23 protein-coding genes are annotated in these 22,148 nt (G+C 58.0%); 9 read left to right on the plus strand and 14 right to left on the minus strand.

Annotation, left to right across the window (positions count from 1 at the left end):
- The first annotated feature begins 6 nt into the window (after positions 1 to 6).
- Positions 7 to 1,164, plus strand: coding sequence for a multidrug effflux MFS transporter (locus H2Z33_RS07520; RefSeq protein ID WP_032646699.1), 1,158 nt, complete (start codon positions 7 to 9; stop codon positions 1,162 to 1,164).
- Positions 1,165 to 1,246: 82 nt separating this feature from the next.
- Positions 1,247 to 1,543, plus strand: coding sequence for a YicS family protein (locus H2Z33_RS07525; protein WP_003861030.1), 297 nt, complete (start codon positions 1,247 to 1,249; stop codon positions 1,541 to 1,543).
- Between the two features lie 48 nt (positions 1,544 to 1,591).
- Here the strand turns inward: H2Z33_RS07525 and H2Z33_RS07530 are convergent, their stop codons facing one another.
- On the minus strand, positions 1,592 to 2,542 hold the full coding sequence (locus H2Z33_RS07530; RefSeq protein WP_003861033.1) for a LacI family DNA-binding transcriptional regulator: 951 nt from the start codon (positions 2,540 to 2,542) through the stop codon (positions 1,592 to 1,594).
- A gap of 293 nt (positions 2,543 to 2,835) precedes the next feature.
- Here H2Z33_RS07530 and H2Z33_RS07535 point away from each other — a divergent pair, with 293 nt between their 5' ends.
- From H2Z33_RS07535 to H2Z33_RS07560, 6 genes are all read left to right on the plus strand, one after another.
- Entirely contained in the window at positions 2,836 to 3,150 is a 315-nt protein-coding gene (locus tag H2Z33_RS07535; RefSeq protein ID WP_032668892.1) for a PTS sugar transporter subunit IIB, read from the plus strand.
- Positions 3,151 to 3,161: 11 nt separating this feature from the next.
- Positions 3,162 to 4,487 carry a PTS cellobiose transporter subunit IIC gene (locus H2Z33_RS07540; RefSeq protein ID WP_017694004.1) on the plus strand — a complete coding sequence of 442 codons (1,326 nt, stop codon included), beginning with the start codon at positions 3,162 to 3,164 and terminating at the stop codon, positions 4,485 to 4,487.
- A gap of 17 nt (positions 4,488 to 4,504) precedes the next feature.
- Positions 4,505 to 5,881 (plus strand): glycoside hydrolase family 1 protein, encoded by a 1,377-nt coding sequence (locus H2Z33_RS07545; RefSeq protein ID WP_047741037.1) that lies wholly within the window; start codon positions 4,505 to 4,507, stop codon positions 5,879 to 5,881.
- A gap of 5 nt (positions 5,882 to 5,886) precedes the next feature.
- Entirely contained in the window at positions 5,887 to 6,189 is a 303-nt protein-coding gene (locus H2Z33_RS07550) for a PTS lactose/cellobiose transporter subunit IIA (RefSeq protein ID WP_010426515.1), read from the plus strand.
- 137 nt (positions 6,190 to 6,326) lie between these two features.
- Positions 6,327 to 7,706, plus strand: a complete 1,380-nt coding sequence (locus H2Z33_RS07555) for a carbohydrate porin (protein WP_063135330.1) — start codon at positions 6,327 to 6,329, stop codon at positions 7,704 to 7,706.
- Between the two features lie 134 nt (positions 7,707 to 7,840).
- A complete protein-coding gene (locus H2Z33_RS07560) occupies positions 7,841 to 8,746 on the plus strand; it encodes an EamA family transporter (protein ID WP_063867150.1) in 906 nt (301 codons plus the stop codon).
- A 48-nt stretch (positions 8,747 to 8,794) separates the two neighbouring features.
- Here the strand turns inward: H2Z33_RS07560 and nepI are convergent, their stop codons facing one another.
- The 3 genes from nepI to H2Z33_RS07575 all read right to left on the minus strand — a co-directional run bounded on the left by nepI (position 8,795) and on the right by H2Z33_RS07575 (position 11,223).
- Entirely contained in the window at positions 8,795 to 9,985 is a 1,191-nt protein-coding gene (gene nepI, locus H2Z33_RS07565; protein ID WP_015570108.1) for a purine ribonucleoside efflux pump NepI, read from the minus strand.
- Positions 9,986 to 10,154: 169 nt separating this feature from the next.
- A complete protein-coding gene (locus H2Z33_RS07570) occupies positions 10,155 to 10,673 on the minus strand; it encodes an SRPBCC domain-containing protein (RefSeq protein WP_017694007.1) in 519 nt (172 codons plus the stop codon).
- Positions 10,674 to 10,770: 97 nt separating this feature from the next.
- Positions 10,771 to 11,223: a DUF1198 domain-containing protein gene (locus H2Z33_RS07575; protein ID WP_045343915.1), complete on the minus strand. Its 453-nt coding sequence runs from the start codon at positions 11,221 to 11,223 to the stop codon at positions 10,771 to 10,773.
- A 99-nt stretch (positions 11,224 to 11,322) separates the two neighbouring features.
- On the opposite strand from H2Z33_RS07575, the gene H2Z33_RS07580 reads away from it, so the two are divergent.
- Positions 11,323 to 12,225 carry a LysR family transcriptional regulator gene (locus H2Z33_RS07580; RefSeq protein ID WP_045338706.1) on the plus strand — a complete coding sequence of 301 codons (903 nt, stop codon included), beginning with the start codon at positions 11,323 to 11,325 and terminating at the stop codon, positions 12,223 to 12,225.
- Here H2Z33_RS07580 and H2Z33_RS07585 read toward each other — a convergent pair.
- The 10 genes from H2Z33_RS07585 to H2Z33_RS07630 all read right to left on the minus strand — a co-directional run bounded on the left by H2Z33_RS07585 (position 12,213) and on the right by H2Z33_RS07630 (position 22,115).
- Positions 12,213 to 13,217 (minus strand): alpha/beta fold hydrolase, encoded by a 1,005-nt coding sequence (locus H2Z33_RS07585; protein WP_063135332.1) that lies wholly within the window; start codon positions 13,215 to 13,217, stop codon positions 12,213 to 12,215. The genes H2Z33_RS07580 and H2Z33_RS07585 overlap by 13 nt on opposite strands.
- Before the next feature lie 169 nt (positions 13,218 to 13,386).
- Positions 13,387 to 14,778, minus strand: coding sequence for a hexose-6-phosphate:phosphate antiporter (uhpT, locus tag H2Z33_RS07590; protein ID WP_006808805.1), 1,392 nt, complete (start codon positions 14,776 to 14,778; stop codon positions 13,387 to 13,389).
- Positions 14,779 to 14,910: 132 nt separating this feature from the next.
- The gene (locus tag H2Z33_RS07595; protein ID WP_032668899.1) at positions 14,911 to 16,221 is read right to left on the minus strand and encodes an MFS transporter; all 1,311 of its coding nucleotides are present in this window, start codon (positions 16,219 to 16,221) and stop codon (positions 14,911 to 14,913) included.
- Positions 16,214 to 17,719, minus strand: a complete 1,506-nt coding sequence (gene uhpB, locus H2Z33_RS07600; RefSeq protein ID WP_045329534.1) for a signal transduction histidine-protein kinase/phosphatase UhpB — start codon at positions 17,717 to 17,719, stop codon at positions 16,214 to 16,216. Before uhpB ends, H2Z33_RS07595 begins: the two co-directional genes overlap by 8 nt.
- On the minus strand, positions 17,716 to 18,309 hold the full coding sequence (uhpA, locus tag H2Z33_RS07605; protein ID WP_003861054.1) for a transcriptional regulator UhpA: 594 nt from the start codon (positions 18,307 to 18,309) through the stop codon (positions 17,716 to 17,718). The genes uhpB and uhpA overlap by 4 nt, the downstream gene beginning before the upstream one ends.
- A gap of 125 nt (positions 18,310 to 18,434) precedes the next feature.
- Positions 18,435 to 18,722: an acetolactate synthase small subunit gene (ilvN, locus tag H2Z33_RS07610; protein ID WP_015570113.1), complete on the minus strand. Its 288-nt coding sequence runs from the start codon at positions 18,720 to 18,722 to the stop codon at positions 18,435 to 18,437.
- Between the two features lie 3 nt (positions 18,723 to 18,725).
- A complete protein-coding gene (gene ilvB, locus H2Z33_RS07615; protein ID WP_063135333.1) occupies positions 18,726 to 20,414 on the minus strand; it encodes an acetolactate synthase large subunit in 1,689 nt (562 codons plus the stop codon).
- A gap of 106 nt (positions 20,415 to 20,520) precedes the next feature.
- The gene (gene ivbL, locus H2Z33_RS07620) at positions 20,521 to 20,619 is read right to left on the minus strand and encodes an ilvB operon leader peptide IvbL (RefSeq protein WP_057979964.1); all 99 of its coding nucleotides are present in this window, start codon (positions 20,617 to 20,619) and stop codon (positions 20,521 to 20,523) included.
- A 107-nt stretch (positions 20,620 to 20,726) separates the two neighbouring features.
- Positions 20,727 to 21,206, minus strand: coding sequence for an Hcp family type VI secretion system effector (locus H2Z33_RS07625; RefSeq protein ID WP_045339525.1), 480 nt, complete (start codon positions 21,204 to 21,206; stop codon positions 20,727 to 20,729).
- Between the two features lie 195 nt (positions 21,207 to 21,401).
- On the minus strand, positions 21,402 to 22,115 hold the full coding sequence (locus H2Z33_RS07630) for a hypothetical protein (RefSeq protein ID WP_045339524.1): 714 nt from the start codon (positions 22,113 to 22,115) through the stop codon (positions 21,402 to 21,404).
- Between the last annotated feature and the right edge of the window lie 33 nt (positions 22,116 to 22,148).

The raw sequence follows: 22,148 nt of genomic DNA on the forward strand, positions 1-22,148 counted from the left end.
ATACCTATGGCAAAACTCTCTTTTTCTTTCGCGGCCATCCTTGGCCTGCTGACGGCGATCGGGCCGCTGTGTTCCGATTTTTATCTTCCGGCGCTGCCGGAGATCGCCACCCAGCTCAACACCTCCACAACGCTGACGCAGCTTTCTCTTACCTCGGCGCTGATTGGCCTGGGGCTGGGACAACTTTTTTTCGGCCCGCTAAGCGATCGCATCGGACGTAAAACGCCGCTGCTGTTCTCACTTTTGCTGTTTGTACTGGCTTCAGTGCTTTGTGCCAGCACGCAGAATATTTACGCCCTGATCGGCTGGCGATTTGTGCAGGGCGTTGCCGGGGCGGGCGGCTCCGTACTTGCCCGCTCTATCGCCCGTGATAACTATCATGGCACGATGCTAACGCAGTTTTTTGCCCTACTGATGACGGTCAACGGCATCGCGCCCGTGGTGTCCCCGGTACTCGGTGGCTATATCGCGTCGCATTTCGACTGGCGGATGCTGTTCTGGGTAATGGCAGGGGCGGGTCTGGCGCTGCTGATCGCCAGCCAGCTTTTTATCCGCGAGTCCCTCACAGAGAAACAGGGCGGGGGATCGCTGACGCAAACCGCCAGGACGGTACTTAAAAATCGTCGCTTTATGCGCTACTGCCTGATCCAGGCCTTCATGCTGGCGGGGCTGTTCGCCTATATCGGGGCATCCTCCTTTGTGATGCAAAACGAGTATGGCCTGAGCGCCATGCAGTTCAGCCTGCTGTTCGGTGTGAACGGTATCGGCCTGATCGTCTCAGCGCTGATTTTCTCCCGTCTGGCACGCCGACACCCGGCGGAAGGGTTAATGCAAATAGGTCTGGTGTTGGCCGTAACCTGCGCGGGGCTGACGTTGCTCTTTGCGTGGATGCAGCTTTCCGTTCCGGCACTGATTGCACTCTTTTTCACCGTCGCATTTAACAGCGGGATCAGCACCATTGCGGGTTCAGAAGCGATGAGCGCAGTCGACGCGAAGGAGTCCGGCACAGCGTCAGCCATTCTGGGCATGCTGATGTTTTTATTCGGCGGGATCGCAGCGCCTCTCGCCGGTATCGGCGGAGAAACGATGCTGAAAATGAGTCTCGCGGTGTTAGTAAGCTATGGCATTGCACTGGCGATCGGATCCCGCACGCAGAATGCGTAAATTCATACTTTTGGCTTGAATCGCGTTGATGAATGTAACGATATATTTCAGGGGAAGCATGTGACTTTCAAAGGAGGTTTCGATGAAATCTGCACACCTGGTTTGCCTGCTCGTTTGCCTGATTTTCGCTGCGTTTGTTCACGCGCAGGAGAAGAGCGCTCCGGAGAAAGAGGCCCAGATAAAACAGCAGGTCCTGAAAGATGTTAAGAAAACCTGTACCCCGCAGAAAAAGCAGAGCGATAAGGCCTGGCAGGCGATGATTTTGTCGTCTGAGGCCAATCAGCTGCTGATCAAAAACGCCATCACCGCCGTGAAGCGTGACAACCTGGACGCCTACTGGGATGCAGTAAGTCAGGTGGATTGTATGGAAGATTACTGAGGGTTGAGCGCCGGGTGGCGCTGCGCTTACCCGGCCTACATCACACGTTTAACGCTTCCGCACATCCGGAATAATCAAATCACCGCGCAGAACGTAGGACCCGAGCATCTGCGTTTTCTCTGTCAGCCAGCTCACGATGCGCGCCGCCATGGCGTCCATGGAATACTCAATGGCCGGGATCACCGGAATACCCGGCAGATGCAGCGAACCGCCGAGGCTGAAAACCATGATGTCTTCCGGTACCGATTTATTAAACGCCTGTAACTGCGGGATCACCCGCTGGGCTTCCTGCTCATCCGCCACCAGCAGCGCGTTGAAGTTCAGTGTGGACGCGTTGTTGAGTAATTCCTGAAGCGCAACGGACGATGAAGTCGCGTCCATAAACACGAGGTTGCGATTAAAGGGCAGGAAGTTTTTCTCCAGCGCGTGTTTGTAGCCCAGCAGCACCTGATCGGCAAAACCGCTGCCGTGCGGGTGGATCAGCGCTATCTGGCGACGCCCCTGGCTGGTGAGATAGTTACAGGCCGTTTCAGCCGCGAACGCGTGATCGAACTGAATGCTGTTGGCGTTATCGGCTTCCATACAGTCGACCAGAATCACGTTGTCCATGTCCACGTCCAGCGGGAAACGCGCGCCAATCACCAGAATGTCATCACATAAGCCGCAGGAGAGTTCTTCAAGGGCGTTCATCACTTCTGTTTTTGTGTGTGCGAAACGCAGCAGCAGATGTTTTTGATGCTGGCTGAGGTGTTTTTCCAGCGCGTACAGGTAACCGGTGGTCTGGTTAATGTTTTCCTGCGCGCAAATCACCCCAATGCAGCCCGTCGACTGGCTGAGCAGCGACTGGGCGATCACGTTGGGACGATAGTTCAGCTCATCCACCGCTTTCAGAACAGCCTGGCGGCTGGCTTCTTTAACGCCACGCGACCCGCTCAACACCCGTGATACCGTGGCTTTGGACACCCCGGCCAGACGCGATACATCGTTGATTGTAGACATCTCTCTCCCCTGTCAGACGCAACTGGCGTCTGTAATTTCCATCACCGCTACGGCTCACATTATAGCCAGAACGGAGTATATCCGTTTCCGTTTTCCATGGAAACCGATTTTCCGTTTCCACTCAATTTGATGCCAAAACAGCCAAATTATGTGACCCACATCCGGTTAATTAGCCTCATAAGTATTGGATCTTGATGGTTATCACACTTCTGTCTTTTATAAATGGAAACCGGTTTCCGTATCATGTCCAATCATCCTCGCAATAACTTTTTACATTTTGAGGATGGTTGTCGATGTTCAAGATTATGCTGTGCTGCTCTGCCGGGATGTCCACCAGCCTGCTGGTCAGCAAAATGATCGATGTTGCAAAAGAACGGGGCTTGCCCGTGAAGATAGATGCGTATGGCGTATCCGAATTTGATACGCAGTTTCCGTACTATCAGGTGGTGCTTCTCGGACCGCAAGTGAAATACATGTTAAAGACGCTCTCAGACAAGGCAGCGACGCAAGGCATTCCGGTGCAGCCCATCGACATGATGGATTACGGCATGCAGCGTGGCGATAAAGTACTGGACTATGCTCTGTCGCTCATCGAAGCGGCACACTAAAAGGTGTTCACATGAGTTCGTTATATCAATCCATGGTCGCGGTGATTGAGCAGTCAATTACGCCGCTGGCCGCGAAGCTCGGTCAGCAAAAGTATGTGATTGCCATCCGCGACGGCTTTACCGCTGCGCTGCCGTTTATGATCATCGGCTCGTTTATGCTGGTGTTTATCTTCCCGCCGTTTTCGGCGGATACCACCAACAGCTTCGCCCGCGGCTGGCTGGATTTCTCCGAGACCTACCGCGAACAGCTGATGCTGCCGTTTAACCTCAGCATGGGCGTGATGACCTTCTTCATCTCGGTGGGGATTGGGGCGAGCCTGGGGCGTCAGTTTAACCTCGATCCGGTGATGTCCGGCCTGCTGGCCTTTATGGCCTTCCTGCTGGTCGCCGCGCCCTATGCCGATGGCAAAATTTCGACCCAGTATCTCTCCGGTCAGGGGATCTTCACTGCGCTTATCACCGCGATCTACTCCACTCGCGTCTATGCGTGGCTGAAACAGAACAACGTCACCATCCGCCTGCCGAAGGAAGTGCCGACCGGCGTGGCGCGTTCGTTTGAGATCCTGATCCCGGTGATGGTGGTGATCGGAACGCTGCACCCGCTGAACCTGTTCATTGAAGCGCAGACCGGGATGATCATCCCGCAGGCGATTATGCACCTGCTGGAGCCGCTGGTGTCGGCGTCTGACTCGCTGCCCGCCATTCTGCTCTCCGTGCTGCTGTGCCAGATCTTCTGGTTCGCTGGTATCCACGGGTCGCTGATTGTCACCGGCATCATGAACCCGTTCTGGATGGCGAACCTCTCTGCAAACCAGGCGGCGCTGGCGGCGGGCGCGGCGCTGCCGCACGTTTATCTGCAAGGTTTCTGGGATCACTACCTGCTGATTGGCGGAGTAGGCTCCACCCTGCCGCTGGCGTTCCTGCTGCTGCGTAGCCGCGTTACCCACCTGCGCACCATCGGCAAAATGGGCGTGGTGCCAAGCTTCTTTAACATCAACGAACCGATTTTGTTCGGCGCACCGATCATCATGAACCCGATGCTGTTTATCCCGTTCGTGTTTGTTCCGCTGGTCAACGCCTGCCTGGCGTACGGCGCAACCAAACTCGGCTGGCTGGCTCAGGTGGTTTCGTTAACCCCGTGGACCACCCCCGCGCCGATTGGCGCCTCGTGGGCGGCGAACTGGGCGCTGAGCCCGGTGGTGATGTGCCTGGTCTGCATGGTGATGTCCGCCCTGATGTACCTGCCGTTCCTGCGCGCCTATGAGCGTACGCTCATCAAAAATGAAGAGCAGAAAGCCCAGGCAACCGTCGGCACCGCTGAAACAGTCAGTAATTAAGTCAAAGAGGAAGGGTCATGAAATACGCATTTCCCGATAACTTCTGGTGGGGCAGCGCAAGCTCCGCTCTCCAGACGGAAGGGACACGAGAGGGTGAAACCACGTGGGATTACTGGTTTGCCCGCGAGCCGAACCGTTTTCACAACGGCGTGGGGCCGCAGCACACCTCCACGTTTTATCAGCACTGGAAAACGGACATTCAGCTGTTAAAGCAGCTGAACCACAACAGCTTTCGTACCTCGATTAGCTGGGCGCGCCTGATCCCTGACGGTATCGGTGAAGTGAACCCGGACGCGGTCGATTTTTACAACCAGGTCATTGATGAGCTGAATGAACAGGGCATCACGCCGTTTTTCACCCTGTTCCATTTCGACATGCCGATGGCGATGCAGGAGATTGGCGGCTGGGAAAACCGCGACGTGGTGGACGCATACGCCCGCTATGCGCAGATGTGCTTCGAGCTGTTTGGCGATCGCGTGCTGCACTGGTTTACCTTCAACGAGCCGATCGTGCCGGTAGAAGGCGGTTATCTGTACGACTTCCACTATCCGAACGTGGTGGATTTTCGTCGGGCAGCCACCGTGGCGTATCACACCGTGCTGGCCCATGCGAAGGCGGTGCAGGCCTACCGCGCCGGGCATTACGCGGGGGAGATTGGCATCGTGCTGAACCTGACGCCGTCATACCCGCGTTCGCAGAATCCGGCAGACGTGAAGGCGGCGCACATAGCGGACCTGATGTTTAACCGCAGCTTCCTCGACCCGGTGCTGCGCGGGGAGTATCCGGCGGACCTGGTGGCATTGCTGAAATCTTACGATCAGCTGCCCGCCTGCAAGCCGGAAGACGGTTTCCTGATTGCGGAAGGGAAAATCGACCTGCTCGGCGTTAACTACTATCAGCCGCGTCGCGTGAAGTGTCGCGACAGCGCGGTGAACCCGCAGGCGCCGTTTATGCCGGAGTGGTTCTTTGATAATTACGAGATGCCGGGCCGTAAGATGAACCCGTACCGCGGCTGGGAAATCTACGCGCCGGGTATTTACGATATTCTGGTTAACCTGCGCGACAATTACGGCAACCCACGCTGCTTTATTTCTGAAAACGGCATGGGCGTCGAAAATGAGCAGCGCTTTATTGAAAATGGCCAGATTAACGATCACTACCGCATCGAGTTTATTTCCGAACATTTAGCCTGGCTGCATAAGGGTATTAGCGAAGGGTGCAATTGTCTTGGTTACCATATGTGGACGTTTATTGATAACTGGTCGTGGTGTAACGCGTATAAAAATCGCTACGGATTTATCCAGCTCGATTTAAAGACGCAGCAGCGCACCATTAAGAAAAGCGGAGAGTGGTTTGCCGCCACCGCCTTAAATAATAGCTTTGATAAAGAGTAATGATGATGATCGCACTAGAAGAAGCCGTAATGGAAATTATCGTCAACGCCGGCCAGTCCCGCAGCCTGTGCTTTGAAGCACTGCACGCGGCGCGTCAGGGCAACATTGACGAGGCCAAAAGCCTGCTGCGCGAAGCCGACGGCTATTCGCGCCAAGCGCACAAGATGCAGACCAAACTGATCGAGCAGGATGCGGGCGAAGGACGTCAGCCGATGACGTTAATCATGGTGCACGCGCAGGATCATTTAATGAATTCCTTATTAGCGCGTGAATTATCCGAAGAAATTATTCATTTATATCAGAGATAGTCTATGGCGAAATAAATTACTGTAATACCTCTTTACCTTAAATAGAATTCCACTTGTTCTGATGATAGCGACATACTCTGTCAGATCGGAGCGGGATGGTTATTGTCTGAATAAAATTAAACTATATTGAGATAACCATGAATACGATTAAAAAACTTCCATTAACCATGGCGGTTATCGCCGCGCTTTGCCCAATTTCCGTTCTCGCTCAGGAATTCACTCAGGAGCAAATCGACGCCATTGTGGCGAAAGCGGTGGATAAAGCCCTGGCCGAGCGTCAGGCCAAAATGGATGCTGCGGTCGCGAAAAAAGCGGACGTGGTGACCGAGCCGCAGAGCGCGGCGCAATCTCCGGATATGGCGATCCCGTTCGGGGTTAAATTTACCGGCTACGCCCGCTACGGCGCGCACTTCCAGGCCGCCGATCAGAAATACGTGGCGGTGGACGGCTCCTACAACGGCGCGTCCGCCATTGGTCGTCTGGGTAACGAAGGCAACGGCGGCGAGTTCCAGCTCTCTAAAGCCTTCAAGGGCGAAAACGGCGCCATCTGGGACATCAACGTGATGATCGACCACTGGGGCGACGAAGTTAACCTCAAGAAAGCCTACGCCGGCGTGACCAACATTATGGCCTCCAACCCGAACGCCTACTTCTGGGCGGGTCGCGACTTCCACCAGCGTCCGCAGCAGGGCATCAACGATTACTTCTGGATGAACCACGACGGTCAGGGCGCCGGGGTCAAGAACTTCGACATCGGCGGCGTGCAGTTCGACGTGGCCGCCGTGGCGGCGGTGGAATCCTGTAGCCCGGAAGTGATGGAGGACGAAGCGAACCCGTCGCGCATCACCTGTACCGGCGGTTCCGGCACGGGCGACAAAGGCAACTACGCCGCGACCTCAAAAATCCACGGCATGAAGCTCGGCCCGATCGACATGGAGCTGTACGCCAACTACGGCTTTGACTCCAAAGCGGTGGAGAGCGACGAGCGTCTGAACGCCTGGCAGGGCGGCGTGGTGCTGAGTCATACCAACGACAGCGGCGTGAACAAGGTAATTGCCCGCTACTCCGATAACTCGGACAACAGCGTGTTCAACAAAACCGAGGATCTGACCACGGTCTACGCCAGCTTCGAAGGGCTGTACAAATTCACCCAGGCGACGCAGGTGGAGTACCTCCTCGCCTTCCATGACTACGACAACAGCCGCGATAAGACCGACAACCGCAAGAACTACAACGCCATCGTGCGCCCGATGCACTGGTGGAACGACGTTCACTCCACCTGGCTGGAAGCGGGCTGGCAGCACGTGGATTACGACAACGGCGGCGACAACAAGGGCTGGAAGCTGACCCTGTCGCAGAACATGTCTATCGCCATGGGGCCGGAGTTCCGTCCGATGCTGCGCTTCTACGTGACCGGCGGCAAGGTGGATAACGAGCGCACCGCACGCGTGAACAATACCAAAGATGAGACGCTGGACGACTTCAACGTCGGCGCGATGTGGGAGGCGTGGTTCTAGTAGAGCGTCGTTTGTTTCGCCCGGCGGCGCTGCGCTTGCACGGGCCTACAAGGTTTTGTAGGCCGGGTAAGCGTAGCGCCACCCGGCAAGATCCCATGTTATGCTACAAAAAAACCAACATAACAGGGGAGAACATGGGTTCCACACGCAAAGGGATGCTAAACGTCCTGATCGCCGCCGTTTTATGGGGCAGCTCGGGGGTTTGCGCGCAGTACATCATGGAGAAAAGCCACATTTCTTCGCCTTACCTGACCATGGTTCGCCTGCTGTTTACCGGCGTGATCCTGCTGACGCTCTCCTTCGTTCACGGCGACAAGATTTTCTCGGTCATCAAAAACCGCAAAGACGCCCTCAGCCTGCTGTTTTTCTCGCTGGCTGGCGCGCTTACCGTGCAGCTCACCTTCCTGCTGACAATTGAAAAATCCAACGCCGCGACGGCCACCGTGCTCCAGTTTCTGTCGCCGACCATTATCGTGGCATGGTTCGCCCTGGCGCGGAAAACGCGTCCCGGCATATTTGTCTTATCCGCGATTTTCACGTCGCTTGTGGGTACCTTCCTGCTGGTAACCCACGGCGACCCGACGTCGCTCTCCATCTCGCCGGCCGCGCTGTTCTTCGGTATCGCCTCGGCGTTTGCCGCGGCGTTTTATACGACGTACCCGTCGACGCTTATCGCCCGCTACGGCACGCTGCCGATTGTCGGCTGGAGTATGTTGATTGCGGGACTAATGCTTACGCCGTTCTACGCCGGACGCGGCACCACCTTCGTGATCGACGGCGGCCTGCTGCTGGCGTTTTTCTACCTGGTGGTGATAGGTACCGCGCTGACGTTCAGCCTGTATCTGAAAGGCGCACAGATGATCGGCGGGCCGAAGGCGAGCATTCTGAGCTGCGCCGAGCCGCTGAGCAGCGCGCTGCTGTCGGTGGTGTTGCTGGGGGTGGCATTCACCCTGCCGGACTGGCTGGGGACGCTGCTGATTATGTCGTCGGTGGTGTTGATTTCGATGGATTCGAGAAGACGGGTTCAGACATCGGCGTAGCCTGATGCCCTCACCCCAACCCTCTCCCACGGGAGAGGGAGAAAAGCACTACTTCGCCTTAACCTTCCCCGCCACCAGCAGCGCGGTCAGCAGCATCAGCGTGCCGGAAATTACCAGCGGGGAGGTCAGCCCCAGGTGGTCGAGCGCTACGCCGCCCACCGCCGCGCCGCAGGTATTCGCAAGCTGGATCACCGCCACCTGAATCGACCCGGCTTTTTCCGCCTGATCGGCAAGCGAGCGGGTGATCCACGTCGACCAGCCCACCGGCACCAGCGCAAAGGCAAAGCCCCAGATAATCGCGATCGCCGAAGCCACCCACTTATCGCTGCCCCACAACACCAGCACCGCGGCGCTGATCGCCAGCACCAGCGGGGCACCCGCCAGCGCCACCTTCAGGGAGCGCTTCAGGAACTGGGACGACAGCGAGGTGCCGACAAAACTGGCGATCCCGAAGCTCAGGAGCACCAGCGTCAGGCCGTCCACGTCAAAGCCCGCCATGGTCATATACACCGGGCGGATATAGGTGAAGAAAGCAAACTGCCCGGCAAAGGCCATGAAGATGGCGGTCATCCCCGCCAGCACGCCCGGGCGCTTCAGCAGCGCGAACATGTTCTGTTTGTGGTGCGCCGCTTCCCCCGGAAGGGACGGCAGCGCCTTCCACACCCAGATAATGCACAGCACGCCCATCACCGCCGCCGCGTTGAACACGTTACGCCAGCCGATAATCCCGCCGAGGAAACTGCCCAGCGGCGCGGCAATCACCAGCGCGATGGAGACCGCGCCGAAGATGACGGACAAGGCTTTTGGCACCGTACGCGCGGGCACCAGGCGCATGGTCAGCGAGGCCGACATCGCCCAGAAGCCGCCTAATCCCAGCCCCAGGCAGGCACGGCCGAGCAGCAGCAGGGTGAAGCTTTCAGCGAAAGAGACCAGCAGGCAGGAGAGCGTCAGCAGCACGCTGAACAGAATGACCACCTTGCGGCGGTCGATGGTGCCAATCGCCTGGGTGATAAACAGGCTGGCGAACATCGCCACAAACGCGGTGACGGTCACCGACTGCCCCGCCACGCCCTCGGAAATGCCCAGATCCTGTGCCATCGGCGTCAGCAGGCTCACCGGCAGGAACTCGACGGTGATCAGGCAGGCGACGCAAAACGCCACGGAGAAAACCGCCGACCAGTTGGGGCGTGAAACCTCTTTGGCCTGCGGTGTGGTCGTGGGCTGGGTATGTTCTGTCATGGCATCACCTGAAGATAAAAACGTGCGGAAAAGTCGCGCAGTTTATCATCAAAAGTGTGACGAATTTAACGTTTCGACAACTTTTGTCGTTTTTTAATGCCGGGCGGCGCTGCGCTTGCGCCGGCCTACGGGCTTGTAGGCCCGGTAAGCAAAGCGCCACCGGGCAAAATTACCCGCGAGCCTTAAGAGCGGCATTCGCCAACCCGACAATCCACTCCTGATGCCCGTTAATCATTGGGTTCGGCACCGTGCGCGCTAACTCCTGCGCCGGCACGCCTTTCTGCGACTCCTGAGTCAGAATGCGCACGCGGTTTCCCGGCAGGTCTTCAAACAGCCAGGCGTGGATCACGTCCAGACGCGAATTTGCATCCCCTTCTACCCAGCCGTGCCACGCGATACGCGCGGCTTCGCCCTCCACGGGCGGAACATACTCCGTCACCTGCGCCTCAACCGGGAAGCCAAAGGTGGTGAAGCGGAAGCGGGCGTTGGCGCTCAGCGCCGGGCCGCTGCCGTCGTGAAAACGGATATCTTCGGCGTTGCTGTAGTAGTTCGGCCACAGGGTGGTGTCGTTGAGCTGCGCCCAAATCTCTTTTGCGCTCAGCCCGGCGACGATGATTTCGTTGGAGGCAAAGTTATCGGTGGTGCCGGGCAGGTAGTCGTTCGGCCAGATAATGGCGGATTGTTTCATGGTTCACCTCATCGGTTAGTTGATAAGGTGATGGTGCGCCTGCGGGTGATATAAATCTAATGACGATGCTTTATACTCTTCATCACGTTTCGTGATATCAGTGCAGGTAAAACACGCCCTCTTCCGGCAGGAAAAGCTGGTTGTAGCGCAGCTGGAAGGCGTTAAGCTCCTGCGGGTCAGGCTCTATCTCGCGCATAAAGCCGAGCGCGAGGCGGATTTGCGCGTCGGTGATCGGCGCGGCCAGACGGGCTTTACGCAGCATGCGGTGCCAGGTATGCAGATTCTCTTCGCTGGCGTCGACGATGCAGACCTGCCAGATCAGCAGCACCTGGGCGGCATTTTGCAGATGCGCCTCGTCGGGGCGTTCAAGATAGCGGATAAACTCATTGCCCGGCGTTTTACCGAACTGGTCAATCATCGACTCGACCGGCATCGGGGTGATCCCCAGCCGCTCGCTTAAACGTTTGATGGCGCGGCGGGAGTCTGAGGTCAGGACACGAAATCCAACCACAAACACCACGGCAAGCGTTGCCAGCATTATCCAGACCATGCGTTCTCCTTAGACTAGCCGCCCATCATAGCGGGAAACGCAGCGCGTCAACAGCGGGCAGCGCCATAATAGTAAACGGAAAAGAGGTGGAAAAACGTCATGAAAGCGGATCTGCGCACGCTGGATCTTAACCTGCTGAAAACGCTGGATGCCCTGCTGGACGAACGCAGCGTCACCCGCGCGGCGGCGCGTCTTGCCCTGACCCAGCCAGCGGTAAGCGGCATGCTTAACCGCCTGCGGGATTACTTTGAAGACCCGCTGTTTATCCGCGCGCCGCACGGCATCGTGCCTACCACCCGGGCGGAAGCAATGGCGGCTCCCGTCAAACGCATTCTGGCAGATATCGACGAGCTGCTTCAGCCGATCGCCTTTGATCCGCTCACCGCAACGTTCACCTTCACGCTTGCCGCGACCGACTACGCCCTGCGCGCGGTCGTCGTGCCGTTTATCGCTGCGCTTAAGGTACAGGCGCCGGGTATTCGCGTGCGCGTGGTGCCTGTGGAATCTGACCGTCTGGTCAGCCAGCTCGAACAAGGCTCTGTCGACGTGGCGCTGATCACCCCGCACACCACGCCTGACGAGCTTCACAGCCGGGCGCTTTATGATGAACGGTACGTTTGCATGATGCGTGCTGACCATCCGGATGCCGGACAGCCCATGACGTTAGACCGGTTTTGCGCCCTGGAGCATGTGCTGGTCTCTTACGAGGGCGACGGTTTTCGCGGCGTAACGGATGGCGCGCTGGAGAAGACTGGCCGAACGCGGCATGTTGGCTTATCGGTGAGTAACTTTTTAGTCCTGCCGGACGTGCTGGCCCTCAGCGATATGATTGCCGTTGTGCCATCACGCATAGCGGAAAAGCAGACGGGGATGTTCGTCTGCGAGACGCCGGTTCCCGTGCCCGGCTTTACCAAAAGCATGGCCTGGCACGGCAGAACGCACCGCAACCCCGCGCAGGCGTGGCTGCGCGGGCTGTTGCTGGAGACCAGTCAGCGCGCCTGAAGCCCTTTCAGCAGCGCCTCGTGGAAGCGGGCAGGATCCTGCATCTGCGGCGCGTGGCCCATGTCGTTAAATTCAATCAGCGTCGCGTGCGGAATGCGCTTCGCCGTCTCTTTGCCCAGCACCGCGTAATTGCCGAGCGTCTTGCGGATCTCCGGTGGGGCGAGATCCTTCCCGATGGCGGTGTTGTCCTTCGTGCCGATCATCAATAATACCGGCATCTTCAGCTCGCTAAATTCATAGACGACCGGCTGGGTATAAATCATGTCGTAGAGCAGCGCCGAGTTCCACGCCACGCGCGCTTTGCCCGGCCCGTTGTTTAACCCGGCAAGCATGGTGACCCAGCGCTCGTACTCCGGCTTCCACTCCCCGGCGTAGTAGGTGTTTTTCTCGTACTGACGAACACCGTCGGCGCTGACTTTCAGCTCGCGCTGGTACCACTGGTCGACCGTAATATGCGGCACGCCGCGCGCTTTCCAGTCTTCAAGCCCTATTGGGTTCACCATCACCAGCTGCTCCACCTGCTGCGGCCACATCAGCGCGTAGCGGGTCGCCAGCATGCCGCCGGTCGAATGGCCGATAACCGTGACGCGATCGACGCCCAGCGTTTTCAGCAGCGCGTGGGTGTTATCCGCCAGCTGCTGGAAGGTGTACTGATAATGCTCCGGCTTGGTGGATTTGCAGAAGCCGATCTGGTCGGGTGCGATCACGCGATACCCGCTGGCTGAAAGCGCGCGGATCGTGCCGTCCCAGGTGCCAGCGCAGAAGTTTTTGCCGTGCATCAGCACCACGGTGCGGCCGTTGGGTTTTTCCGGCTTCACGTCCAGGTAAGCCATATCCAGAGGCTGGTTCTGCGAGGTAAAGGTAAAGTGTTTTACCGGCCAGCCGTAGTCAAAACCTTCCAGCTTCTCGCCGTAGGTGGGGGCATCCGCGGCCATTGCGGGGGAGGCCAGCGCCATCAACAGCGCCAGGCAGGACAATCGTCGGGTCAACATGCAAGCTCTCCGTTAGCAAAAAGGGCTAAGGCTGCACGAAAGGCGGCAGCAAAAAAACTGTAGAGCATGGAGAGGGGCGGGTGTGTAAAGCGGGGTAAAGGTAAAAGGCAGGCCGTGAAAAATAAAAAAGCCCGGCATCACACACCGGGCAAAGAAGTTACCTGCACACTCAGGCTACTTTTAATTTCTGCGCACGATTCTCGCGGCGGATCTTACGCTCTTCCAGCACCGCAACCATCGCCATCAGGACGATACAGCCAATCGCTGCCGCATCCAGCGCGGCAAAGGTGCCCGCCCAGCCGGTGAGGCCGAAAATTGGCGTGCCGTCGGCGATCATGCCCAGACCGAGCTTGGCGAAGCTGTCGCCGATCAGGTAAGCGAAGGTGCCCTTAATCCCATCGGCTGCGCCGATCGCTTTTTTCGGCACAAAGCCAACCGCCGCCACGCCGATCAGCAGTTGCGGACCGAACACCAGGAAGCCGAGCGCAAACAGCGACGCCAGGTAAACGTACTGGTTGCTGGCGTGCTGGTAAACGCCGAGCGTGGCGATAATCAGCGCCAGCGCGACGCAGGCCACCAGCGCGCGACGGCCGTTGGCGAGGTCCGAGAGCCAGCCCCACAGCAGGGTACCGACCAGCGCGCCTACTTCGAACAGGGTGAAGCCCTGAATCGCCACCTCTTTCGAGAGCTTCAGCTCCTGGAAGGCATACACGGTGGACCACTGGTCGATACCGATACGCACCACGTACAGGAAGATGTTCGAGAAGCAGAGCAGCCAGATCACTTTGTTTTTCAGCACGTACTCAACAAAGATCTGCCATTTGGACATCTCGTTTTCTTCGGTCTCTTTGTCCTCCTCGCTGATCTCCTCCCCGAACAGCTCTTCAGCTTTGCCGAGGCCGTAGGATTCCGGGGAATCGCTGCCGTAGCGCAGGCCGATAAAGCCGACAATCAGGGCGATAATCGACGGGAAGATAAACATGCCAATCACGTGGCCGTCGAACAGGTAGTTCGCGCCGAACAGCGCCACGCCGGCCGCGCCCGCTCCGCCGAGGTTGTGTGAGATGTTCCACATGCCGAGGTAGGAACCCCGCTTGCGGCGCGGCGTCCATTTGGTGATGGTGGAATAGCTGCACGACCCGCCGGTGCTCTGGAAGAAACCGCTCAGGGCGTAGAAGGCGATCATCAGGAACAGGCTGACGGAGCCCGCGCCCATGCTGGCGCTGAAGCCGAGCATACAGATGGCGGAGAGGATCAGCATAAACGGCAGGAACTGCTTGGTATTTTTGCCGTCCGCGTAGTAGGACACAACCGTTTTCCCCACGCCGTAGGTGATGGAAAAGCCCAGGCCAATCATCCCCAGCTGCGTCATGCTCAGCCCGTAGGTGGAGATCATGTCGTTCTGCGCGATGTTAAAGTTTTTGCGGATCAGGTACATGGTCAGGTAGCCGATGAAGACCACCAGATAGGACTGCATGAACGGTTTGAACCACATCTTGCGCCGCACGTCGAGCGGCAGATCCAGGGTCGGCTTGCGCACCTGATTTAAGAAGGCCAGCATGACTGAGTTACTCCTGAGCTGATTTTTGCAGCATTGTAAAAACCAGCCAGGAGAGATGCCTGAGACAGCGTCCAGGTGAAACCGGGAAAATTTCTTAGTTTTGCGCGTCTCGGCAGCAAAAGGTGAGGCGCGTCACGCTTCGCGCGGTGCCTGCGCGTGCAAAAACGGCAGCAACAGCAGGGCGGAGATGCCCGCCGCGATGGCGATCACCGCGAAGAACCCGCTCCAGTGCCAGATGTCGATCACCCGCGCCAGCGGCCAGCCGGAGAGCGATGCGCCGAGGTAGGCAAACAGCCCGACAAAGCCCGTCGCCGCGCCTGCCGCCTCTTTGTGGGAACACTCCGCCGCCGCCATGCCGATCAGCATTTGCGGGCCAAAGACGAAGAAGCCGATGGTGAAGAAGCACGCCGCCTGCATCACGTAGCTGGCGAACGGCATCAGCCACAGCGACCCGACGGAGAGTAAGATCCCGGCAGCAAAAATCAGGTTCATCGGACCGCGGTTGCCGTTGAACAGCTTGTCCGAGCCCCAGCCCGCCACCAGCGCGCCGATAAACCCGCCCAGTTCAAACATGGTCACCGCCGAGTTGGCGGTCACCAGGTCCACGCCGAGAGTTTCGGACATGTACAGGTTGCCCCAGTCGTTGATGGCCGCGCGCACCACGTAGACCAGCACGTAGCAGAGCGACAGCAGCCAGATGTAGGGGTTTTTCAGCACGTATTTGGTGAGGATCTCCTGGCGGGACAGCCCCGCGCCTTCCTGCTGCTGGGCGATCTCCATCTCGTCGTGCCGCCAGTCGCCCACCGGTGGAAGGCCGACGGTTTGCGGCCTGTCGCGCAGGCGCCAGCAGAGGAACAGCCCGGCGACAATCGCGAGGCCACCGGCAATCATCATCCCCGCGCGCCAGCCGTAGTGCAGCGCCGCCGCGCCGACCACCATCGGGATCAGCGCCCCGCCGACGTTATGCGCGGTATTCCATATCGCCCACCAGCCGCCGCGCTCGTTGCGTGAGTACCAGGCGGTGAGCAGGCGGGCGCAGACCGGCGCGCCCCAGCCCTGGAAAAAGGCGTTCAGCGCCCACAGCAGGGCGAAGGCCCACAGCGAGGTGGAGAAGCCAAACAGGATGTTCACCACGCCGGTGGCTATCAGCCCAACGCCCATAAAATAGCGCGCGTTGGAACGGTCGCTGACGATGCCGGAGAAGAACTTCGACAGGCCGTAGGTGATGTAAAACAGCGTCGCCAGCAGGCCGATATCGGTGCGCGTCATCACGCCGCTGGCGAGGATTTCCGGTGCGGCGGCGTTGAAGCTTTTGCGGGTGAAATAGAACAGCGCATAGCCGAGCCAGATGGTAATCAGGATATGGCGACGCCAGTAGCGGTAGCGGGCATCGATTTCCGCTTTGTTGCTTAGCGGGGCGGCGCTGGCGGGGGTTTTAAACATGGTGCGTCCTTAACGGCAAACTGACGCTGACGCGCGTCCCGTGGGTGCAGGAGATCGTCAGCGTGCCGCCCAGCGCCTTTACGCGCTCGCGCATGCCCGCCAGGCCAAACCCCTGCTGGCCGGAGCCCGGCGGCAGGCCGCAGCCGTCGTCTTCAATCACCAGCATCAGGCGCTCGTCCTGCTGCCAGCCCTGGATCGTTACCGCGCTGGCGCTGGCGTGTTTGACGATGTTGTTCAGCCCTTCCTGGCAGACGCGGAAGAGTGTCACGCGCTGGCCTTCGCTCAGCGCAGGTTCGTTAATGCGCCAGTCGAGATGGCTGACAATCCCGCGGCTCTCCAGCTCCATCTCGCGCATCAGAGAGCGTATTGCCTGCTCGAGCGAGAGATCGTCAAGCTGGCGCGGGCGCAGCCGCCCTAACAGGCGACGAACGGAGTCATAGACACCCAGCGAAAGCTGTTCGATATGCGCCCCGCCCTGCTTCACGCCCGCGTTTTCTGCCGCCAGGCGCTGAACAATGCCCGCCTGGGTGCGGATGGCGGTGATGGTCTGGCCGATGTCATCGTGCAGCTCGCGGGCGACCTCCTGCCGCACGCTCTCTTCCGTCTCCAGCAGACGCTCCGCCAGACGGCGGTTGCGCGCCAGCTCGGCTTGCAGGGACTGATTCAGCTCGCGCAGGCGCTGTATGCCCGCGCCGAGCAGCAGCCCGGTCAGGCTCTGAGCCAGCAGCGAGAGCAGCAGATCTACCGGGTGATCGTGCCAGGTCTGGCTGGCAATCAGCGCGATGGCGTTCATCAGCGTGGCGATCAATGCGCCCTGCCAACCGTAATGCCAGGCAAGGGCGATGATCGGCAGCGCCAGACAAAACGGCGTGAAGCGTGATAATTCAGCGGGCAGACCAAGCTGCAACCACAGGCTCACCACAAACAGCAGCAGATACCAGATGAGGTGCCGGGCGCGCCAGTTCACCGGCTGGGAGACCAGCGCCGGGCCGAGCGGCTGCCAGACGGTGCTGGTAAGGTAATGCCAGAAAACCAGGCAGGTCGGGGCCAGCGTCAGGCCGCCGGTGAGGGTCAGCAGCAGGGCGTTGAGCCCCTCCTTTTCACCCACCCACGGCAGGGACTGCAACAGCGCGGCGGCAATTAGCGCCGCACCCTGACGCAGCAGCGTGCGCCAGTCGCGCTGGTGACGGTAGCGGGAAATCAGGGCGACCGGGATAAGCGTGAGCAGGCTTCCGGTCATCAATAAAGGCAGATGCGCCAACGCCACTTCCTGCGCCAGCCAGATCAGCATCAGCCACTCTGCGCCCAGCAGCACCGGCCAGTAGCCGCGCGGGCATTGCAGCATTAGCCCCAGCCGCAGGCCAAAGGGGAACAGCAGCACCGCCAGCTCCGGGCGCTCGACAAGATGCAGGCTGATACTCCACAGACAGAACCACGCGGCGGAGAAGATGAAAAAGCTGGCAACAACGGCGATCAGCCGCGAAAACAGGGAGTTCATTGCCAGCTGTCAAACATACGGCGCGCCAGCTCGACATCGTTACTGACGTTGAGTTTTTCCATCAGGTTGGCGCGATGAACGTGAACGGTCTTTGGCGACAGCCCCAGCTCTACGGCAATCTCTTTCACCGACATGCCCTGGGCAAGTTTCTCTGCCACCTGGCGCTCGCGTCTGGTGAGCGGATCCTGCCGTCCCGCCGCCAGCTTGATGGCAATATCCGGCGTCAGGTAGCAGCCGCCGGTGGAGACGGTACGCACGGCGGCAATCAGCTCGTCCGGGCTACAGCGTTTAGAGAGAAACCCGCGCGCCCCCGCGTTGAGCGCCTGCTCGACCAGCGCCGGGCTGTCGTGGACCGAGAGCATAATCGTCGCCATCCCTTTCGGCAGCTGGCTTAACAGCTCCAGCCCGGAGAGGTCCGGCATTGAGATATCGCAGATACAGACCTGCACCCCGCGTCCCGGCAGGCCCGCCAGCGCCTCGCGTCCTGAGCCAAACTCGGCCACGACCTGAAAATCCGGTTCGAGGTTTAAAAGCTGGGCAAAGCCGGAGCGAACGATAAGGTGGTCGTCGATAAGGGCGATGGTGGTCATGGTTTGATCCTGATGCGTGAACGCGCCGGATGGCGGCGCAAACGCCTTATCCGGCCTACGTGTAACGTCCTTGCAGGCCGGATAAGCGCAGCGCCATCCGGCAAAAGCCTCTTACCTTAAGTGATTTACTCAAAAAACACCGCAATTTTGTTAAACATGGTGGGATCGGACTGGTTGCGTGCCACTTTGGTGACGTCCTCCAGCTTGTCGATCTGCGCCATCATCTGCTCCAGACGCTGGTCGTCGTTCACCAGTAGCCAGATGCGGCTGTGCTCGCTGCCCTGAATCGGCAGGCACAGAATGCCTTCCACGTTAAACGCCCGACGGGCAAAGAGCCCACAGACGTGGGTCATGACGCCTGGGTGGTTGCGGACGGTGAGTTCCAGAATGACGTTATCACATTGTTTCTGCATGGCTTATTCCCCCACCATCTCAGTATTTGCCGCACCCGGCGGCACCATCGGATACACTTTTTGTTCAGGGTCGATACGCACGTGGATCAGCGCCGGGCCAGGGCGAGAAATCGCATCCTGCAACGCCGCGTGGGCATCTTCTTCGGCGTTCAGATCGCAGGTGTGAAGGCCAAAACCAGCGGCAATCTGCATAAAGTTGATCATCCCCGGATAGGTCGCCGCAAACACGCCCTGCTTGTAGAACAAGCTCTGCTGCTGGTGCACCAGACCCAGCGCCTCGTTGTTCATCAGAATGATTTTAACGTCTAACTGGTTTTCGGCCGCCGTCGCCATCTCCTGAATATTCATCATCAGGCTGCCGTCACCGGAGAAGCAGATCACCTTGCGGTCCGGGTTGGCGAGCGCCGCGCCAACCGCTGCTGGCAGGCCGAAGCCCATGGTGCCAAGGCCGCCGGAGGTCAGCCACTGGCGCGGACGGTTCAGCGGATACGCCTGAGCGGTCCACATCTGATGCTGGCCGACGTCGGTGGTGATAATCGCGCTGTCATCCACGCAGGCGGCGACGGCGTTGATAAGACCATAGTGGCTCAGCGGGTCGCCCTCGGTTGGGATAGCGCCCGGGAACTCCCGTTGCAGATCGGCTACCAGCTGGCGCCAGTCGGCGCGGTCGGTTGCCTCCGTCTGCGGGATCAGCTGCGCCAGCACCTCGGCCACGTCGCCCTGGATCGCCACGTGCGGCTGCTTGATTTTACCCAGCTCGGCGCGGTCGATATCCACGTGAATGATTTTGGCGTTCGGGCAGAACTGCTCGGTTTTGCCAATCGCCCGGTCATCAAAACGCGCCCCCATAACTATCAGCAAATCCGCCTCTTGCAGGATGTAGTTGGTGCTGCGCGCGCCGTGCATGCCCAGCATGCCGAGAGAGAGCGGGTGCGCTTTTGGCAGCATACCCAGCGCCATCAGGGTCATGGTGGTGGGCAAATTAGCTTTTTCAGCGAACTGGCGGATTTCATCCGCGGCGTTGATCGTCCCGCCGCCCAGATAGAGCACCGGGCGTTTGGCGGCGTTGATCATCGCCGCCGCATCGCGCACGCTCTCAGCGCTGAATTCTGGCGCGGGGGCACGGTCACCCGGCTCCGGCAGAACGTCGATCTCAATTTCTGCGGTCTGGACATCCTTAGGAATGTCTATCCACACCGGGCCCGGGCGGCCAGACTGCGCAATGCGGAACGCATCGCTGATAACCTGAGGCAGCTCGCTGATATCGCGAACTAAATAGTTATGTTTGGTGATGGGGATAGAGATGCCGTAGGTGTCGACTTCCTGGAACGCATCGGTGCCGATCATCGAGGACGGCACCTGGCCGGTAATGCAGATCAGCGGAATGGAGTCGAGACGCGCGTCGGCGATGGCGGTCACCAGGTTAGTGGCGCCCGGCCCGCTACAGGCCATACAGACCGCCGGTTTACCCTGGGTACGCGCCATGCCCTGGGCGATAAAGCCTGCGCCCTGCTCGTGGCGCGCCAGCACGTGGCGGATCTGTGTGCTTTGGCTTAACGCATCATACAGCGGCAGTACGGTCCCACCCGGGATGCCCGCAACGGTGGTGATGCTCTGTCGTTCCAGTAAATGAACAATCAGCTGCGCGCCTGTAAAACGCGTCTTGGTGGATGTTGTGCCCGAACTTGCCATGCTCCAGTCCTTTTCTTCTGAGCCAGCCTTCCGGGGAGGGTCCTAAACGAAAAACCCCGCCCGGTTTGCGCCGGCGGGGTTTTGGATTCGTGTGTTGATCCAGTCCCTACGGCGCATTGCCGACGACCACCACCACACGCACGACGACCACTGCGGCAGGTTGCGCAGTTTTTAGTAGGGTCGAAGTGAAGATGGATGAAGTCATTGGGGACCTGTGTTTGGAATCATTGATTGAATTTATACAAACACAGGTTTTCGGATGTGACAATGGAAATATTTTCATCTGCGCAAAAATGCGTCAGGGATCACGTTTCAGTACGTTGCTCGCTCATTCCAGGTGTCACTATAGATGACATTGCCGTCGCAATGCTTCCAGGTGATTTTCTCGTAGCGTATGAGAACCGTTTCAAGGTGGGTTCCGGTGTTTGCGCCGGGATACAGGTCTGGTGTGATTGAGGTTATTTTCACATTCTCCAGGAAGATATTAAAATACTCCTGTTCAAAACCCGCCTCATTAATCTGATACATCTTAATAGTGGCTGACTTGAGCGTTCTTCCCGTACTCAATGCGCGAAAGAGAAGCGGGGTTACACGATCAAATTCTTTTTGAAACATGATGGGCATGTGTATACGCGTACCCGTCAATTTCCCGGTATTCCCGTCGACCGGGACGTTGACATTATGAGTGAACGTTTTAAGTTCAATTGCACCTTCACGCCCTGACACAAGGCAAGGGCCAACCATGGGAGAACCATTTTCATCTTTTAAAAACAAATAAGCTGGGTTTGACATAAAAATCCTTTTAATAACATTTAATCGTATTTATCAAAGTGGCCAAAAATCATCGGGTGAACAATAATAAACACAACGATAGCAATGAATGTTAGTAAGACCCAGTGGTCAGGTACCAACCACAGGAACAAAGAGGCGCACGCAAAAATATAAACAGGGAATAAAATATCCGTAAATAGAATTGATAACAGACTTTTAAACATGCTCCTTGCCCTTTAAGTCTTTATAAATTGCATCGAAATCCTTATAGAATCCCAACTGCACCTTCTTAATGAGTTCAGACAGGAAAGGCTCAAAAAAGTAGTAAAGCATCTCCAGTTGTGCGGCATAGAGGGTGGCGTAATACTTAGGGTCCAATGTTTTCAGGCGACGAGCAGCAAGAGCGCACTTCTGTTCCGTTCCAATCAATTGAAGCGCCATGACAACGTTAGGTACGCGGCGTGCAAGCCGTTCGACGACGATTTCAGACAGCAGGCCAGATTCGGAAAGGGATTTGGCCAGACCCCATGCTATCGCTAAACGCGCGGCCTTGCTGGTCGGTATGTTATTAACAAGCCCGGTTACTTTTGAATCCGTCTTACGAACGCGATTGTGTTCATTTCCATTTTCAGAATCGGAAATAACACTTTCAAAATAAAGATATAGCATGTGGGCTATTACATCGCGATAACGGTAAAGCGAGAGAATTGAGAGGTACATTCTCTTTTCTTCTGAGAGAAGCTCGTCACACACATCGTGATAGCTGGGGATTAAGCATGATGAGTACCAACTTACACGCTCAATTCCTGAGTAAATATCAGAGCCGATCCCCTGTAATGCTTTCCACGTCCCTGCAACGCCCTGCTGCCCATAAATAGCCAACTGCCTGTCGCTTTGGAACTTCATCTTTAAATAATCAGATGCCTGCATAATGTATCCATACTATACGTGTGGTTATAGATA

Origin of the sequence: Enterobacter sp. YSU (assembly GCF_016082135.1) — a bacterium.
Taxonomy (GTDB): Bacteria; Pseudomonadota; Gammaproteobacteria; order Enterobacterales; family Enterobacteriaceae; genus Enterobacter; species Enterobacter hormaechei_C.

What these genes read in the sequence shown, in the direction of transcription:
- H2Z33_RS07520 (WP_032646699.1), top strand. Translation starts at nt 7, where the DNA reads ATGGCAAAACTCTCTTTTTCTTTCGCGGCCATCCTTGGCCTGCTGACG.
- H2Z33_RS07525 (WP_003861030.1), top strand. Translation starts at nt 1,247, where the DNA reads ATGAAATCTGCACACCTGGTTTGCCTGCTCGTTTGCCTGATTTTCGCT.
- H2Z33_RS07530 (WP_003861033.1), bottom strand. Translation starts at nt 2,542, where the DNA reads ATGTCTACAATCAACGATGTATCGCGTCTGGCCGGGGTGTCCAAAGCC.
- H2Z33_RS07535 (WP_032668892.1), top strand. Translation starts at nt 2,836, where the DNA reads ATGTTCAAGATTATGCTGTGCTGCTCTGCCGGGATGTCCACCAGCCTG.
- H2Z33_RS07540 (WP_017694004.1), top strand. Translation starts at nt 3,162, where the DNA reads ATGAGTTCGTTATATCAATCCATGGTCGCGGTGATTGAGCAGTCAATT.
- H2Z33_RS07545 (WP_047741037.1), top strand. Translation starts at nt 4,505, where the DNA reads ATGAAATACGCATTTCCCGATAACTTCTGGTGGGGCAGCGCAAGCTCC.
- H2Z33_RS07550 (WP_010426515.1), top strand. Translation starts at nt 5,887, where the DNA reads ATGATCGCACTAGAAGAAGCCGTAATGGAAATTATCGTCAACGCCGGC.
- H2Z33_RS07555 (WP_063135330.1), top strand. Translation starts at nt 6,327, where the DNA reads ATGAATACGATTAAAAAACTTCCATTAACCATGGCGGTTATCGCCGCG.
- H2Z33_RS07560 (WP_063867150.1), top strand. Translation starts at nt 7,841, where the DNA reads ATGGGTTCCACACGCAAAGGGATGCTAAACGTCCTGATCGCCGCCGTT.
- nepI (WP_015570108.1), bottom strand. Translation starts at nt 9,985, where the DNA reads ATGACAGAACATACCCAGCCCACGACCACACCGCAGGCCAAAGAGGTT.
- H2Z33_RS07570 (WP_017694007.1), bottom strand. Translation starts at nt 10,673, where the DNA reads ATGAAACAATCCGCCATTATCTGGCCGAACGACTACCTGCCCGGCACC.
- H2Z33_RS07575 (WP_045343915.1), bottom strand. Translation starts at nt 11,223, where the DNA reads ATGGTCTGGATAATGCTGGCAACGCTTGCCGTGGTGTTTGTGGTTGGA.
- H2Z33_RS07580 (WP_045338706.1), top strand. Translation starts at nt 11,323, where the DNA reads ATGAAAGCGGATCTGCGCACGCTGGATCTTAACCTGCTGAAAACGCTG.
- H2Z33_RS07585 (WP_063135332.1), bottom strand. Translation starts at nt 13,217, where the DNA reads ATGTTGACCCGACGATTGTCCTGCCTGGCGCTGTTGATGGCGCTGGCC.
- uhpT (WP_006808805.1), bottom strand. Translation starts at nt 14,778, where the DNA reads ATGCTGGCCTTCTTAAATCAGGTGCGCAAGCCGACCCTGGATCTGCCG.
- H2Z33_RS07595 (WP_032668899.1), bottom strand. Translation starts at nt 16,221, where the DNA reads ATGTTTAAAACCCCCGCCAGCGCCGCCCCGCTAAGCAACAAAGCGGAA.
- uhpB (WP_045329534.1), bottom strand. Translation starts at nt 17,719, where the DNA reads ATGAACTCCCTGTTTTCGCGGCTGATCGCCGTTGTTGCCAGCTTTTTC.
- uhpA (WP_003861054.1), bottom strand. Translation starts at nt 18,309, where the DNA reads ATGACCACCATCGCCCTTATCGACGACCACCTTATCGTTCGCTCCGGC.
- ilvN (WP_015570113.1), bottom strand. Translation starts at nt 18,722, where the DNA reads ATGCAGAAACAATGTGATAACGTCATTCTGGAACTCACCGTCCGCAAC.
- ilvB (WP_063135333.1), bottom strand. Translation starts at nt 20,414, where the DNA reads ATGGCAAGTTCGGGCACAACATCCACCAAGACGCGTTTTACAGGCGCG.
- ivbL (WP_057979964.1), bottom strand. Translation starts at nt 20,619, where the DNA reads ATGACTTCATCCATCTTCACTTCGACCCTACTAAAAACTGCGCAACCT.
- H2Z33_RS07625 (WP_045339525.1), bottom strand. Translation starts at nt 21,206, where the DNA reads ATGTCAAACCCAGCTTATTTGTTTTTAAAAGATGAAAATGGTTCTCCC.
- H2Z33_RS07630 (WP_045339524.1), bottom strand. Translation starts at nt 22,115, where the DNA reads ATGCAGGCATCTGATTATTTAAAGATGAAGTTCCAAAGCGACAGGCAG.